The sequence below is a fragment of the Bacillus silvicola genome (assembly GCF_050524305.1).
GTDB classification, from domain to species: Bacteria; Bacillota; Bacilli; order Bacillales; family Bacillaceae_G; genus Bacillus_A; species Bacillus_A cereus_AT.
In genome coordinates this window covers 1-16,230 of record NZ_JBNGVC010000002.1, presented here as the reverse complement: position 1 = coordinate 16,230, position 16,230 = coordinate 1, and the positions used below count along the sequence as shown (strand labels likewise).

The following is a 16,230-nucleotide window of genomic DNA, read 5'->3' as shown; positions in this document are numbered from 1 at the left end:
TTAATTTATCTCCTTTTCTACATTATCAATGCGCTTATGTGCTTGTTTGGCACTTTCTTCAACCCTTGTAATACGTTCACCAAATGAAACCATCTGTCTTTCACTTGCCTTTTGATCTATGCGAATATCGTCAACACCTTTGCTGATATATTCTAACTTTGCCTTCATTTCTGCCCCCTGCTGCCCATCTGATTTAATTTCTTTTGATCGATTCAGCGAGTACGAAAAATACCCTATAAATGCTGATGCGATTGCAATAAGTACTCCAATTTCAATTGTCATAACTTCACTCCTTTTATGCTGCAAAATAACTTGGATCCATCCCAAATATCTCTGCAATATCTTCTTCACTTCTATCTTTTAAATAAGATTCAGTCGTTGATATATCCGAATGATTCGCAAGTGATTTTAGCTTTTCTAGTGGCACACCTTGTACTTTTAAATTATCTAATCTGCTATGACGGAAACAGTGAGGATTGATTTTAAATTCTTTGCCTTCCTTTTCGTTCAACATCTTAGCAAATATCTTGCACCAGTAATTAAATACACTTTTGTTTAAAAGTTTTCGCCCACCATTCTTATAAACTCGTACAAACAAATCTGGAATAGTATCTTTACCGCGTTGCTGTATATATAAACGAATACATTTTCGTACTCGGGGATTGTAATATAATCTAAATTTTTTACCGCGCTTCCCACGGACAATATTTGTATAATATTGTTCTGTCAATCCTTCTTTTTGAACTTGATAAACTTCATTTTTTCTAGCTGCACTATAATACGAAATTGCTAAATACGTAGCTAACATATATCTTTCTTGTGCTAATAGCTCATCGATTAACCACTCAATTTGTTCTTCAGTTATAAAGGTAATTTCTCTAATTGGATTTTTAGGTAATCCTCGGACCCGTGAACCTACATTAAATTCATAATTGTAATCATCATCATCCGCACAAAATTCTAATGCGGACCTTAATGCACTCATTAATCCATTTACACGTGCATTTGACATTCCCATCTCTTGAAAAATAATAGATAAATTTCGAATGTCTTTACGTGTTAATTCAATAAGATTTTTATTTTCGAAGTGTTGATGTATTAGAAACAAAATAATTCGTAAGTCCCAATGATATTGCTGTAAAGTGCTTGCCGCTTTCCCTTGTGCTTTCTTTTCAATTAGAAAATCTTTGACAAGGTTTTTATTTTCTTGGCTAACATGCTTTTCATAAATTGCTTGGTCTACTATTCGTTTCACACTGATCATCTCCTCAAAATAAAAAGAGAAGCGAAATCGCTCCTCTTGATCTATGAATTGAATTTTTACTCACAGCCGTATTTTATTAAATCATTATTGTCCACTTCTACATAAATATATGTTAATATTTTCATAATAAAGGGGTGTGCTGATAATGAAAAAAGTTGGATTGTTTGTAGGTAATGGTTTTACTAGAGATTTTACTGATCAATTGGATCTGAGTTCATCAAAACCGTTACATCAATTCGGAAACTCTAAAATAAATTATGATAATTTTATTGATTACTTCCCAACTATAAGGGATGAACTTTTAATAAGTCCTCCTGAGAATGATGACTTTAAAGAAATTGAGAAGTACATTTCCAAATACAAATACGGGTCAAAGGAAGAATGTGAGCTTAGAAAATTTTTAGTAGCAGCATATTCTTCATTTCAACTCGCCATCGATGAATATAGTTTATTTGAATGGAAATGGGTAAAATGGCTACAGCGAAATAGAACTCGTTTAAGTTGTGCAATTTCTTTTAATTATGATGTTCTTTTAGAAAGGGCATTAAAATTCGCCAATATCCCATACTCACGAATTGGTACAAGCGAGTGCGTTAGTAAAGTACCTATTTTAAAGCCTCATGGTTCTATAGATTTTGATATAAAAGGCCTAATTTCCGGTTTACCAGTTGATGAACTATGGAGAGTTACTACATCACTTAATGATATAGGATTACCATTTATTGTCCCTAAACAAGACTGGCTTCTACCAAGAATGGAAGCAGATATTATCCCTCCCTCTATGCATAATATCCAACTGAAACTTAGTTGGATTCATTCAATGCTCAACGAGTACATAAAGTTTGCTAGAAATTTAGATGCATTTGTTATAGTTGGTATTTCATATTGGGACGTTGATAGACCAGAAATTGACTTCTTTTTAAATCAACTACCTAAAAAAGCTAAAGTTTATATTATGAACCCGAATCCAAACCCGGACCTAATTCAGAAAATAACATCATTAGAACTAGATTATGATATTTTAGGATTTGATGATCTGCCATGGTAAATATAAAACGCATCTACGAATAAATTCTTGGGTGCGTTTCTTTATAATATAACATTTCAAATCCGTATTTTATTAATTTTTATTAAGCCCAAAATTAAAGTTCCCAAAAACTAATTAGCCAATCTTTGTAATGGTGCAAATGCGGTATTACAATCTTCATCCATCCAAAAAAAGAAATCCATAAAGCAACAGATAATAAACTTCCCCAAAATAAACCGACAATGAAATTAACGTCTTTTTTCATAATATTTATCCTCGTTTTTCTATATGTGTATCAACGTATAATATCTTTTTGTTGTGTATTAGCGGTGTATTAACTGTGAAGTTTTAAAAAATATTCATTGGAAATAAATATTGCATTCACTTTACTTCATGGGCTTCTATATAATATTCATACTCTGATTCCGGATACTTTTTTAATTTTTTACTATTATTAAGATTTACAATATAACTGCTTGCGGCTTCTTCCTCTTTAAATATCGCTACAATCTCACTTTCCCTGTAAATTGTTTGAATAACAATATACACCATCATATACATCCCTCATTTCATTCACTGTACCTAGAACCTATTAAATTCTTATGCTTGTCCTTCCTCAAACACATCAATTGCCACCTTAAATTCATCGAGCGTTTTGAGATATAAGTATGCTTGCTTAATAAAATTTTGCGATCCGATAAGAACACTTGGGACAAAATGATACGTTCTTTGTTCTAGGTATGGTTTTCCTCCTAGAAACGCTTCTCTAGACACGTAATAATTAATTGTGAAATTTAAACCTAACTTCGAACCATAAATACTATCAATTCGTCCATAAGCGCCTTCAACATCTAATCCAATATCTAATGTCTTGTTTAATTTTACACCCATAAAAACACTCCTCATTTTTTAAATTGATATTTGGCCATATGATTTCCATACACCCGGTGTTCCGTCCACGATACACTTCCAACCTTCTTCTTTTCCGGCTACAGGAGGGAATTTTTCTATTTTATCCCCTACCTCCCATGTTCCCAAAGTAGGTGGTCTATCTCGCTTTAAAAATTGTAAATTACGTAACTTATTTTTAATCGTGGTTGCATAGTGAATATGTTCACGACGAACTTCGATATATATCGTAATACGTTTGAATCGATCGCTATCTAACACTGTTCCTGGTTTTAAAATCAGTCTAAATGTTGATGCGTTCGCTGAAGTAACTGCAAATTCCGTACTCCCTATATTATTCAAGAATTTTTGTTTCTTATCTTCGCTATCCCAAATAGATCCAGAAGCATATATGGAATCTGATTCATTCAAAAGATTTCCCGACTTGTCATATGCTGCGACTTCCGGTCTAAAATAACTCCCATCTGTGATATAGCCAATCCTACGAACATATTGAGTTTCAAATGTCTGATTGAAGAATTCACGCCATGAAAGCATTTGGTATCCGTTCTTTTGTTTTATTAGCGATTCATAGTCTGGTATTTTTTGTTCACATTGTCCATGCCGGAAAAATGTATCTTCATCTAAAGTAAAAATAGGAATACGATAGTAGCTTTGTTCGATTCTACTCATTACAAAATTTTCGAATCCTTCGTTCTTTTCTACTACACCAAAACCTTTTGCAAATTGCGGATTCGGAACATAATTGTCATAGATTACATTCCCACGCGTTTTTTTGTGAAAGTAAAATTTTGTTATGCCTTCTGTTCTCACATCATTAAAAATATTTCGATTCCCTGAGTAAATACGAATAACCCCGTTTTCCACACAAGGTTCATAAAATATGTTATTGTTGTGTACGTATCCTAACTCTGATGAATTACCAATTTTGATTTCTTTATACCGACCTCCGTAAAAATTACAATCGGTAATCCAAGAATCTTGGTCTTCACCATACAAATCAAGCACATCTACCTTCCCGAACGAAAAATCACTATAGGAAATAGAAGTGATCCCTTCTATTTTTGCATTCGCATAAAGTTGCGTGTAGAAATCGTGCATGATGGTTATTTTTGCATTTTTAACTCCGATAATTTTAACACCAATATCATCAGAATTAAGCGTGTTTCCTTTTATTACCCTCGCAATATACGCCTGAATCGCTTCTGTTTTCGAACTATGTCCACCAATAATGATTGCAGGTTTATGATCAACAAAAGATTTAATCGTTCCTTCTAAAGAGATATCAAGAATATCGCTAAAATCCACTGTATCGTAAACTGCAATTAACAAGTTTTTAGGAATAAAAATTCCTAGTTTATTTGTTTTTGCAAATTCCGCTGCTTTTTGAAGGTGTTTAGTTTCATCGGTACCATCACCCTTTACACCAAACCATGAGACATTTACACATCTTTCTTTTAAATCTTTTTCGATAAATTCCAAACGTGTATTTAGTACTGGGAAAGAGGAAGAAAGCAAAGAACTATATCTAGAATCAATAACTTCAGGATTACTATCTCCAGACCCCTCAATAACTAGATGATCGATCCGACCGTGTTGTTTTTCAATTTCTTCTTTAATGTAACCTGTTTGCTCATTAATAGCTGCCATTGTTCTATTTTTATTTTCATTTTCTTTAATTCTATAATCCCTTCCAAAAACAGCATTTGTTGGGGTAATATGAAGGTCAAGTTTTTGAATTTGCAACCCTAACACCACCTTTTCATAAAATTCGTTTTTTAAACTAGTTTATTTCCTTCTAATACTTTCACACGATCATCTAAACTCTGTATCTGCTGCTTGAAAGTACTGTTTTCTTTCTCTAATGTACTAATTTTTTGTATTAAAATAGGCAAGTCATAAACTTGTCCTGTTTCAACCTTTATTTGATTTATTTTCTTCTTATCAGCTGCACTCATTAATCCATCTTTTGTTTCAGTTACAACTCCTGGTATGACAGGAATTTCTATACCACCGACACTAGATTCTAGCGATTGTACTTCTTGTTTAAGTGTACGTATTTCTCCACCTTGTTCATTAACCGTTTCGTTAGTTTGTTTAATAGTAGACTTCATTTCAGTAACATCTATTGTCGTTGTATCGAATTTTTCGACTGCTTTTGTAACAGCTTGCTGCGTTTGTATGACGGTTACCTTTGTATCACCAATATCTTTTTTTACGGCTTGTTGTGATGCTTTTAGGTCAACCATTATATCTGAAGCTTTACGCCTAATTTGTCCAAGCGTATAAATTGACGATTTATTTTTATTAGAAAAATCCTCAACTTCAACAACACGTATACGTACATCTAAATCAAATGGGTCAATAATACACCATACATAATCGCCTTTGTTAATATATTGCCAACCTAATTCTTCTGCTTCTATTGCTGTCAACTGAACCGAGATATCAATACTGTCATGTAACTCACGAATAATTCGATCTTTTAAACTGTTGTAATCCGTATACCGTTCATCACGTACAGGCTTAGCGTGTTTTATACCATAAACTTTCGCAAGCGGACTAGTATATTCAGCTGTAACAACGTAAGATCCATCTTCTTCGTTTGGCTTACCATATCCCCTTATATATGTTGCAAATGAAGTCGTATCAATATCTTGAGAGGGATCTTTAATATTAAAGTAATATCGAAATTGTTCATCTGTATAAGTACCAATTTCTTTCATTACCGTTATTTCATTGCCAACAACTTCAAATTCTGCTCCAAATTTAGCTAAGATACTTTTGAATAATGCCAATGAGTTTTCATCACCAAAATTTTCAACTTCCACACTTAATGATAACTGATTGTTGTATATAACGATCCTATACCCTGTACCTTTTAAAGCGAACTCCAGCATTTTATCTAGTCGGAAAGTTCCACTTATTTGATCGTAAATATGGTTATCCGTTAAATCTTCAAACATACGATGAATCGCCTTACAAGTTCGTACTACTTTATTACCTATTGTTCTCTCATTAAAGTTTTTAATAATGTATTCGTCATCCTCGTAAATAAAGATGTTTTGATTATAAATTAACGAATAGGCGTGTTCATTTGTTTCTGTTTTAATGACTTTCACATCTATTGTTTTATCTCCATTTACACCGTCTTTTCTTGAAACTTCAAAATCCGTCAACATTTCTTCAGTTCCGCTAATACTTCTGATATATATATCGGTCATAACATCACCAACTATAAATAATAAAATCTAAAATCAAACTCAATTTGAAAAGCCCCTGATATACCCGACACAATAAAGTCGTTCCATCCAGGAGCTAATCTAATAACTTTTCTATTTGTACTTGTAAATACAGTATTACCATTCTTAAATACTCTTACTCTATTCAATTCAATCGTATCACCAGCTGTAGTTGGAATGTTGAGTTTAAATACATCGGCTGTCGTTCGATTGGTGATCGTCAAACCGTTTGTTGCTCCACGAATTCGAATTACAAGTGGAAGCTTTCTTGGATCTATTTCAATATCACTAGCATTATAAATACGGAATGAACTTGTACTATGTTTATAAATTAAATCTTCTGCCGGTAAGTTTTGTCCTATTTGCCACAATCCAGAATCAAAGGTAAATGGATCCATTGTCGTCCCCACTGATTCACAAAAAGATGATGCTGATTTAAAAATAATATTAAATTCCCCATATTGCCCAAATGCTTGAGGCTCAATTTCATAAGTGTTTGCAACCCTGACCTTCCAACGTTTTCCGGGTTGTCTATTTGTAATAATATAAAATGGTTCTTGGGAAGCGAACAATTTAAAAATTTCATCACGAAACAGATAAAAATCCCAAATATCTTTTGCATAAAATAGAATTTTAGTGCGAATGTTATCTCTTGCATCGAAACTTCCACCTAAATCGATTTCTCCATGATTTCCATCGATTTTTTCATATTGAGCATTGTATAAAGGGGATGGTGGAAGGAAGTTTAATACTTCCATTGCATTATTAGTTTCAATAATAAACTCTTCTCCATTACTCGTTATAACAGTTAAAGTTTGAGGAATCACTTACTTCCCTCCTTGCATAAACAATTGAGTACTGTACTGATTGTTTTGTAACAAATCTAATGGAGACAATAATATTTCTGCCAATGTCATCCCATCAATGTTAATTTGTATTGGATTTTTCTGCGCTAACTCTCTCTGAGTATACGGCATATTTTGTCCTCTATTCGAATTATCACTGTTAGATTTATATTGAACAACATTAGAATTATCTGATATCACTTTTCTCCATCTAGAAAGATTGCTCGCATCATACATTGCAATACCTTCAGAACTAAATATTTCTTTCGGATTTACCGAATGAATTCCCTCCATAGCGCCTGATACTGTATCTTGTAACGCATCTCGTACCAGAGAATATTGGCTTTTGATACCCGAAGCAATTCCTTGCGCCATTTGAACACCAGCAAATGCCAAATTGTTAGGATGTAGCGTATTTATAAGGGACTTATGAGCATTTTCACCAAGAGTACGGCTTTCATCTTCAGCCATGTAGGACATTTTTCTTATACCAAGTGCAAAACCTTCGCTAAAAGGCTTACCACCTTGATCACGTGTTAATTTCGATGGAGAGTTTACATCTAACGTGGCTTTTAACGCTTCAAATGCGCCTCGTGCCAAACTTGCTGCTACGTTTTGCACATTCCATTTACCATTAGAAATACCGCTAGCAAATCCACTAGAAAACGCTTCACCAGGGCTTATAGAACTAACACTTTTCAGACCAGAATTACCGCTTTCCGCTACATTAGAACCACTCGATCTCGCTTGTCCCCTTGTATTTTCCATTCCTTCAGCAAACTGGCTCCCGCCTTTTTGCCCTTGCGGAGTACCGTTGATTGTATTAAAGCCTCCATGAGCCGCGTTTACAGCTTCTAAAGCACTTCCTCTTATATAACCGCTTTGATTAACAATTCCACTACCAACACCTTGTCCACCTTGATTACCAGCTGGATTTCCATTAATAGTATTAAAAGCACCATGAGCACTAGCAACTACTTGCAAAGCACTTCCCCTAATATAGCCATCTTGGCTAACTATGCCTTGTCCTAGTTCACTACCACTCTTATTACCACCGCCACCATCAGTTGTACTACCCATAATTCCTTCCACAGCTTGCTTCTTCCCTGTTGCTGCTGTTTCAGGAGCTGTATTAGTAGATATCCCATTAGCTTGAGTTTGACTTATATCAAATCCAACTTGTGTTAAATCTAACTTTGCTCCATTTTCAACTAACAATGAAATTGCCTTCGCTGCTAGTTCAGCATTGATAGAACCATTTTGCATACCTTGAACAAGCGTCTGAACATTAAATTGTCCTGCTTCCCCAAGATCAACTTGAACATTGCTTTTAATATCTAATCCCATAGTCTGTGCGACTTGTGGTAATGATAACGCTCCAATTTGCATTCCGTTAATTAAGGTTTGTATGTTATTCTGACCTTCTTGAGTAGCATCAACTTTCATACCATTCTTAACATTTTGTTGAAAGAATTGGAATACAGTATCAAACGACAACGTTCCGGTTTGAAGACCTGTAATCCACGAATCCATCGTCATCTTTCCGTAGATTCCTAGATCGATAGTGGTATCACCTTGCATATTTTTATTTAAAAACTCTCTCACTTGACTGGTATCCTTTGTTTTAATACCATCAATCCATTTTTGCATGGATTCAATACCACTTTGTGAAAGATCTACTTTATAAACATCTTTCAATTTATTTGCATTCGCGGTTGCTACAGCTGAAGAATCTAATTCGCCTTTTTGAAGTTTCTGTAAGAAGGTATCGATCGTAAATTGCCCAGCTGGTCCTAAATCAATTTTCATTTTACCGTCAATTTCTGTTGCCATTGATTCCGCTAACAATCTAGACGACTCTGTACCTTTTTGAAGCTCAGAAAGATACATCCCTATGCTTTCAATCTTTGATTTTCCATATTGCAATTCATATCGAAGTAATTTATCTTGGTAATCTTTTTCTGCTTTTTCTTGATCACTTCTAAATCGTTGTTCTAAGTCAGCAGATTTTTCCCGGTATCCATACGCGGCTTTGAATCGTTCGCCCCATCCTTTGTCCTCCGCTTCAATTCTTTTAGCTTGTGATGCTAAGGTCTCTGCATCCTCCGATTTTAAATGTTGCTGTAACACTTTAAATCCATCGTTCCTGATTCCTTGTAGATCATTAACATGTTTTGATTCGTAAAGTGCAATAGCATCTAATGTAGCTTTTCTTTCCTCTGGTTTAATTTCACCAAGTTTAAAAGCCTTCTCTACATTTTCACGCCAACCTTTAGTTTGTTTTTCTAAAGATTTAACACCATCATCATATACTTTTATGATGCTTTCGAAACGCTTTTTACCAGCATCTAAAGATAACATTCCACCTGATTCAATTTCTTTTGAAATAGATGCTATTTCTTTAGATTTTGTATAAAACTGTTGGACATTCTTATCAGCAACCTGTAGAGCTTGATCAAACTTCTGAGCAAAATCTTTCGGCATTTTCATGGTATCTCCCTGATACCTTTTAATCCCCTCTTCTAAAATCTTCTCTGCTTGTGTAGCGACTTCGATTTCTTTATTTATAGATTCAATTACATTATTCTTAACCTGCTCTAAAGTTTCTTTCGCACTTTCAGGTACTGTTCCCATCAACTGACTAAACATCTTATTAAACTCACTTTTCTTTCCTTCTAACTCTTTGATGACTTCATTCGTCATTCTTTGAAAAGCTTTAATGGTTTCGTCAGCTGCTTTATTTGCTTCTTCACCTGTTTTAAGTTTCAAATCCATCATATTATTAATAGCTTTATCTTTTAAATCGACATAAGCACCAGCTGCTTTGCTTGTAGCATCACTTACATTCTGACCAAACTTAGCCATATTTGTTTGAGCTTGATTTGATTTTTCATTTAGATCAACTATTGCTATGCCAAGCGCTCCTACAGCAAGGACTGCTCCTGTAATCGCTAGAGCAATTGGATTTGCCAACAAAGCTCCGACACCCATAGCAAGGAATCCTACAGCTGCTGTTACTCCTGCTATCCCAAAAGCTAATAAAGAACTTTTAGCAATCATTTGTTGTGTAGATTCATCTAGATTATTAAACCAATCTACGACACCTTGAACACCGGATACTACATCAACTAAAATAGGTAACAACGCATCACCAAATGACTTTTTAAGAGTATCTACAGCACCACTTAATTCTTCAATCTTTCCTTTTGTTGTATTCATCTTTGTCTCAGCAACTTCTAATGCTGTTACCTTTGACATTTCTGTATACATATTTTTCACACCATTTGAGCCCTCTTTATAAAGAATATTAGCGGCACGAATAGCATCTGATCCAAACAATGTATACATGTATGATTGTCTTTGTTCTGCGGTTAATCCTTGCATTGCCATTTGAAGAATTTCAGCTATATCAGACATTTCTTTTAGGTTTCCATTTGAATCAAAAAAGGCGTTTGTCATAATACCAGTTGAAAAAGTTAACTTCTGGAATGCTTTTTCTGCCTTTTCAGATCCAACTTTTACACCAGCTTGTTTAGCCGCATATTCTGATAACGCTCCTGTTACATCTTTAAAGGAAGTTGAAGTTGGTTTAATCCCTTTTTCTCCGAGAAACTGCATTGCTTTTCCAGTATCAATTGTGATTAATCCTAATTCACTAAACATATCGTAAGCTTCATTAGATTTTGGTATTAAGTTTGCTAACATGGTTTTCAAAGAAGTACCTGCATCTGATCCTTTTAAACCATTCTGTGCAAATAAAGCTAATGCTGTTGTTGTATCTTTAAAACTAAGTCCCACACCAGCTGCAACCGCCGAAACCATTGATAACCCAAACTTCATTTCTCCAACACTAGTTGCTGAAGCATTTGCTGCACCAGCTAATAGATCAGCTGCTTGGGCTACTGATAAGTTATCATCCTTAAATGCATTTAGAGCTGTAGAAGCAATTTCTGCTGCATCCCCCAATTCTAATTCCCCAGCTGTCGCTAAGTTCAAGGCACCTTCTAAACCACCATTAATAATGTCCGTTAGGCTTACCCCTGCTTTAATTAGCTCTTCAATACCTTGCCCTGCTTCCACAGATGAGTATTTTGTTTTTTCGCCCATCTGTACAGCAAGTTCGCTAATTTTCTTCATTTCATCGCCAGTTGCACCAGAAACTGCTTGAATATCAGCCATCTTCTGTTCAAAGTTCATTGATTCTTTCACAGCCATCGCAAGTCCAGCACCAATAATCCCAGTCATGGCTGCAAAAGTAGTCCCCACTTGTCCGCCAACATCCTGCATTTTATTGCCTGTATCACGCATTCTTTCTCCAGTACGGTGAAGACGATTCTGTTGCTCGGCTAATTCACGGTTCGTTTCTCTTATTTCATTTTGAATCCGCTCTTGAGCTGTTTCAGCACGATTCATAGCAATCGTATTGTTATCGATTTGCGTATTTAATCGTTGAAGCGCTTGACCGTTTGACGTATATTCAGCTTGAAGTTGTTTTAATTCTTGCTTTAATTGTTTGGCTTCCTGGGAGTTACGACCGAAATTTTGTACAGCCTGATTATACTGCGTTTCAAGACGTTCCATCGATGCCGCTAATGTTAAATTTGAAGCTTGTAATTGCTCTTGTTTTTGTTTTGCTTGTTCAATTTTTTGACGATAATGCTCTACTTTTTGTCCCTGCAAAGTGAATTTTTCATTTAAATGCGTTAATTTATTTTGTAACTGCTCTACGGAACTTCCAAGTAACCTAGCCCGTTCGCTTGTTAAATTAAACTCGGAATCTAGTAATCGCAAACCACGATTAATCCCCGCAACACCATTTTCAAAACGTTGTGTATCAAGCGTGACCCGAGCTCCAATCTCCATATCTCCAGCCATTTATCTCACCTACCTTTATAACCAATCCGGGGCCTGATTTGCTGTTCGAACTACTTGTCTATCATCTTGATTTTTCTTATAAGCTAAAGTTTTAAAGAAAAGCACTAAATCCATTTGATTTATATCTGCTTGAGATATACCAGCATCTTGAAGCATGCTATAAATACCAAGCATCATTTCTGTTGGTTTGAATGGTTCCTTTTGTTTCTCACTCTCTTTTTTTTTGGTGAATTCGTCTTCGAATCAATAGCACTAATAATAGCGACCGCTTCCGCAATACGCCCTACAATTGCTAGACAAATAGAATAAATAGTTGATGTTAAAAACCAAGCGTGTATACCATCAAGGAAATCCTCTACGGTAAAACGGTTACCAAATACTTTGACGATAAATTGAGTAGCTTCTTTTAATAAATCGAATGGAACAGTTTCAGCACTTAATTTTTCTGTCCACTCTGCCGCTGCAAATGCATCAGTGGCTGAAAGAAAATTAGGTAGAAAGAACGTTTTTTTACCCGCGGATAAATTTAAAATTAATTTAAACGTTTCTGTTTTTTGTGTTTCTTGCATATTTTAATCTCCTTTCATAAATAAAAGGCACAGCATTTAGCTGTACCTTCTCTATGTTTTTATTTAGATGGTGCTGCTTCCGTTGGTGGTGCTGGAACTGTTTTAAACCAACTTGATGCAACCGCTGTATCGTAACCAATTTCTTCTTCATCTAGACGATGTCTCCAATTACCATCAGATCGTTGGATTGCTTTACACTTAATTTTTGCTGATTGGAAAGTTGGCTTATCCTCCGCTGTCTTATGCTCATCTTCTGGAATTTCGAATTTTGTTTTATAGTAGCAATAAAAACGATTTTTTCCATTATCTTTCGGTAAACGATATAATAATGCCACATATGGAGCGACATCATTTACGTTATCAATTACCTGCCCTTTAATTAGTTTCTTCCCTAACAACTCTGCGTAAGTAGTTAATGAAATATCTGCTGTTTCCAATTCAATTTCTACCCCACCAAACGCACTTGCTGTTGCTAGCGGTCCACCTTCCGCGTAGAACGTAACAGATTCATTTTTAGGAGAAGCTTTACCACTTACCGCATCTCCAATTTTTTTAGGTGTAGCATACGTAAACTTACCATCTGCTGCCTCTGTTAAAATTGCATAATGTAAATCCCTAAAATCGACTGCAATTGCCATACTTATTTTCCCCCTATACTTTTAATTCCGTACGAAACCTCATACCATAATGATATATTTTCGTATCAGATTCATATAAATTTGCTGTTGTAATACGCTTAAAGCCTATATTTTTCATAGAAGTGTTTACTGCTTCTTTTAGATCAGCCTTAACAGGCATAAAAGACCAAATATCAACTTGAAATAAAATAGTGCTGGTAGATTCCGCTCCTTCAGCGTATCTTCCAGCACTATTATCTAATTCAGAATAAGTGATCCATGTTTTGCCGTTGTCATCGCCACGAATCATGTTATAAATGTATTCTCCACCCAGCTTTTCCACAATAAAAGGAGTCGTAAGAGCACGTAACACATCTTTTTCTAGAAATCTCATACGATATGCAACGCCGCTACAAAGACATTTCTCATTTCATGAATTGCCTTTACTTCTGTATGGGTTACTGTTTTTTCTATAAATCCTTTATGCGGTGGATGTGGCATTTTACTGGTTCCCCAGTTTTGAAATTTCATATAAAAGTGTGGGGAATTATCATCTTTTTCCCATCCTACACTAATTGATTTGACTCCATTTCGAGTCTTCACTTTACCAACAAGAACTTCATTTTTTGCATGTTTCCCTGTTCGCCAAGATTCTTTGGGTGAAGGCGGTTTAGGAGATGCACTGACTGGACTTTCTACCTCTAATGCATCTTTCACTACTCCAGCGCCCTTTTTTAACGCTGCGTTTTCAATGGTTTTTACGTTTCTTCCTAACGCTTCGAAACGCTGAATAGCTTCCTGGATTCCAAAGGTCGTTACTTCTGCCATATGGACCGCTCCTCACACACTAAACAGATTTCTTTATGTTCTTCATCAACATCTACAACAGCTTTGATTTCAAAGAGCCTTCCAGCATATAGGACTTGCATTTTCGAATCGATTCCCCTGCGAAATCGCATAAAAAAATTCACTGTTCGTACCGCATTTTCGGTATTTCCAGCGAATATTTCATAGTTAAATCCCTTTCCAAATGGTGTTTTTGCTCTTGCCCAAACAGTGACAAGATCTTTCCATTCTGACGGAACTGGATTCCCATCTTCATCTTTTTTATTTGTTGTTTCTTGTTGAATTGTTATTCGTTTATTTAATTTACTTGGGTTCATGATTATCACCGGTATTATAGTCCCTTAATTGGAGTATAGTAGTTTCTAATGACTGTTTTAATGCAGGGACATTTAATGATTTATCTTGATTCTCATAGTTTAATAAAACATGTGTTATTACCGCAATCTTATATAGTGCCTTTTCACTTTCAGGAACACCAGCTCCTAATAAGGATTCTTTTGCTCCATCTATTAGAAGTTGAATATCTGTATCCTCTTCATCTCCATCGATTTTTAATTTCCCTTTTAATAGCTCTAAGCATATAATCACCTATGATCCTGAAGTATTGGTTTTCGCTGATAATTCAACGCTTAAAGGAGAATTTAATCCGTTATTTCCAACTACTTTCACTTGATAAGAATATGTTGTATCACCAGTTAATCCTGTATCTTTATAGGTTGCTGTTACTGATGTCCCTACTTGTTTTCCATTGCGAATATATGATACTCTTTAATGCCCCCATCATACACAACAGGAGGCCAACTAATGTTGGCCGTTGTTACTGTTGTAGAATCAACTTTTAATCCTGTTGGTTCCTGGGGAGGATTAGGGTGTACTCTGTACTTCTGCAATGCGGAATGCTGATTTCAGTTTAATTTTATGGTCAAACCAAGCTGTTAAAACAAATAGTTCAATGCCTGTTTTCACATCTTTATCGCGATCATAAATCATATTTGGATCATAGTTGAAGTGAGAATATCTGAAATCACCAACAACAGGACTTACTGCTGAATCACAAAATTTAACTGGCTTCCTAAAACTTGCTCTGGTTGCGCATTATATAACGTAGCGCTACCATTAGCCAGCGTTTTAATGATTGCCATGTAATCCGCATAACGCATTTCAATTGTTGCATTTTCACGGAAATCCTCATGCAAGTCTGCAACTGCTGCTGTAATAGCTTCATATAAATTCTGACCATTAACAGATTTAATGCCAGCTTTATAGAATGACATAGACTCTTCCCCAGCTTTAGGTGTTGTAGCAAATGCTACTTTCTTCTCTTTTGCTGCTAAACCACTTTCTAACGCTTGATCTACAGTTTGTACTAAGTTTGTATCAGTTGCTGCTAAAACAGTCTCAGAAATAGGTACAAACACCTTAAATTTATTACGTCCGAAAGTTACAACATCACCTTCTGCTTTTAATTCCTTTGCTGTTGCTGTATCAGCAATGAAATCATCATCATCTAATGTAAAAGTAACCTTAGGAATTTCAAGGTTTGTTACACTGGTAAATGTAGATACATCTCTTAACGGGTTTTTGACAAATGGTTCATGCAATAATTCATTTGTCATTGTAGTTGGAAGAATCTTTTCACCACCTGTTGAATTTTTATCACCAAGAGCTGCTCGTGCTTCTTGTGACAAGGTACCTCCACGAATTGTAGCTCGAACCAATTCTGCTTTCGCTGCAACTACCTTTTGTTTTGGATCTTCAATAGATTGCAAACCAGTTCGATTTTGAAATTGTGCTTTTTGTTCAGCTTCCATCGTGTCATGTTGTTCTTTAATTACATTAAAACGCATTTGAAGATCTTTCTTTGATTGTTAAGGCTTTAAGACTTTCCATAGTTGCAGATGGATCAATCGCTTTCTGAGCAAGTTCGCTCTCTACTTTTTGAAGCTGTTGACCAATAGTAGATAAATTTTGTTTTAATTCAAATAATGTATTTTTTGAAAAGTATTGAAAGTTACCAAGAGATAATCGAAATTTAT

The 16,230-nt window shown here is 35.2% G+C and carries 17 protein-coding genes and 2 pseudogenes; 1 reads left to right on the top strand and 18 read right to left on the bottom strand.

Annotated elements, in window-relative coordinates:
* Nucleotides 1-282 carry a hypothetical protein gene (locus ACP6L7_RS07035; RefSeq protein WP_430529001.1) on the bottom strand — a complete coding sequence of 94 codons (282 nt, stop codon included), beginning with the start codon at nucleotides 280-282 and terminating at the stop codon, nucleotides 1-3.
* Between the two features lie 13 nt (nucleotides 283-295).
* The gene (locus tag ACP6L7_RS07030; RefSeq protein ID WP_430529000.1) at nucleotides 296-1,255 is read right to left on the bottom strand and encodes a tyrosine-type recombinase/integrase; all 960 of its coding nucleotides are present in this window, start codon (nucleotides 1,253-1,255) and stop codon (nucleotides 296-298) included.
* Between the two features lie 154 nt (nucleotides 1,256-1,409).
* Between ACP6L7_RS07030 and ACP6L7_RS07025 the strand changes: the two genes are divergently transcribed.
* A complete protein-coding gene (locus ACP6L7_RS07025; protein WP_430528999.1) occupies nucleotides 1,410-2,312 on the top strand; it encodes an SIR2 family protein in 903 nt (300 codons plus the stop codon).
* A 94-nt stretch (nucleotides 2,313-2,406) separates the two neighbouring features.
* On the opposite strand, the gene ACP6L7_RS07020 is transcribed toward ACP6L7_RS07025, so the two are convergent.
* From ACP6L7_RS07020 to ACP6L7_RS06945, 16 genes and pseudogenes are all read right to left on the bottom strand, one after another.
* A complete protein-coding gene (locus ACP6L7_RS07020; protein WP_430528998.1) occupies nucleotides 2,407-2,556 on the bottom strand; it encodes a hypothetical protein in 150 nt (49 codons plus the stop codon).
* A 116-nt stretch (nucleotides 2,557-2,672) separates the two neighbouring features.
* Nucleotides 2,673-2,846 (bottom strand): hypothetical protein, encoded by a 174-nt coding sequence (locus tag ACP6L7_RS07015; RefSeq protein WP_430528997.1) that lies wholly within the window; start codon nucleotides 2,844-2,846, stop codon nucleotides 2,673-2,675.
* 45 nt (nucleotides 2,847-2,891) lie between these two features.
* Nucleotides 2,892-3,182, bottom strand: coding sequence for a hypothetical protein (locus ACP6L7_RS07010; protein WP_430528996.1), 291 nt, complete (start codon nucleotides 3,180-3,182; stop codon nucleotides 2,892-2,894).
* A gap of 18 nt (nucleotides 3,183-3,200) precedes the next feature.
* Complete coding sequence (locus tag ACP6L7_RS07005; RefSeq protein ID WP_430528995.1) at nucleotides 3,201-4,946, bottom strand: hypothetical protein; 1,746 nt, start codon at nucleotides 4,944-4,946, stop codon at nucleotides 3,201-3,203.
* A 32-nt stretch (nucleotides 4,947-4,978) separates the two neighbouring features.
* Nucleotides 4,979-6,424, bottom strand: a complete 1,446-nt coding sequence (locus ACP6L7_RS07000; RefSeq protein WP_430528994.1) for a phage tail protein — start codon at nucleotides 6,422-6,424, stop codon at nucleotides 4,979-4,981.
* Between the two features lie 11 nt (nucleotides 6,425-6,435).
* Nucleotides 6,436-7,269, bottom strand: coding sequence for a phage tail family protein (locus tag ACP6L7_RS06995; RefSeq protein ID WP_430528993.1), 834 nt, complete (start codon nucleotides 7,267-7,269; stop codon nucleotides 6,436-6,438).
* Nucleotides 7,270-12,162 (bottom strand): phage tail tape measure protein, encoded by a 4,893-nt coding sequence (locus tag ACP6L7_RS06990; RefSeq protein WP_430528992.1) that lies wholly within the window; start codon nucleotides 12,160-12,162, stop codon nucleotides 7,270-7,272.
* A gap of 15 nt (nucleotides 12,163-12,177) precedes the next feature.
* On the bottom strand, nucleotides 12,178-12,318 hold the full coding sequence (locus ACP6L7_RS06985; RefSeq protein ID WP_430528991.1) for a LysR family transcriptional regulator: 141 nt from the start codon (nucleotides 12,316-12,318) through the stop codon (nucleotides 12,178-12,180).
* Between the two features lie 17 nt (nucleotides 12,319-12,335).
* Entirely contained in the window at nucleotides 12,336-12,731 is a 396-nt protein-coding gene (gene gpG, locus ACP6L7_RS06980) for a phage tail assembly chaperone G (RefSeq protein ID WP_430528990.1), read from the bottom strand.
* Nucleotides 12,732-12,790: 59 nt separating this feature from the next.
* Entirely contained in the window at nucleotides 12,791-13,369 is a 579-nt protein-coding gene (locus ACP6L7_RS06975) for a major tail protein (RefSeq protein WP_430528989.1), read from the bottom strand.
* A gap of 13 nt (nucleotides 13,370-13,382) precedes the next feature.
* Entirely contained in the window at nucleotides 13,383-13,742 is a 360-nt protein-coding gene (locus ACP6L7_RS06970; protein WP_430528988.1) for a structural protein, read from the bottom strand.
* Nucleotides 13,739-14,176, bottom strand: a complete 438-nt coding sequence (locus ACP6L7_RS06965; RefSeq protein ID WP_430528987.1) for an HK97-gp10 family putative phage morphogenesis protein — start codon at nucleotides 14,174-14,176, stop codon at nucleotides 13,739-13,741. Before ACP6L7_RS06965 ends, ACP6L7_RS06970 begins: the two co-directional genes overlap by 4 nt.
* Nucleotides 14,164-14,511 carry a phage head closure protein gene (locus ACP6L7_RS06960; RefSeq protein WP_430528986.1) on the bottom strand — a complete coding sequence of 116 codons (348 nt, stop codon included), beginning with the start codon at nucleotides 14,509-14,511 and terminating at the stop codon, nucleotides 14,164-14,166. Before ACP6L7_RS06960 ends, ACP6L7_RS06965 begins: the two co-directional genes overlap by 13 nt.
* Nucleotides 14,498-14,776, bottom strand: coding sequence for a head-tail connector protein (locus ACP6L7_RS06955; protein ID WP_430529025.1), 279 nt, complete (start codon nucleotides 14,774-14,776; stop codon nucleotides 14,498-14,500). Before ACP6L7_RS06955 ends, ACP6L7_RS06960 begins: the two co-directional genes overlap by 14 nt.
* A gap of 6 nt (nucleotides 14,777-14,782) precedes the next feature.
* Nucleotides 14,783-14,982: pseudogene (locus ACP6L7_RS06950) on the bottom strand (fibronectin type III domain-containing protein).
* A 76-nt stretch (nucleotides 14,983-15,058) separates the two neighbouring features.
* Nucleotides 15,059-16,230, bottom strand: a pseudogene (locus ACP6L7_RS06945) (phage major capsid protein); the annotation flags it as partial.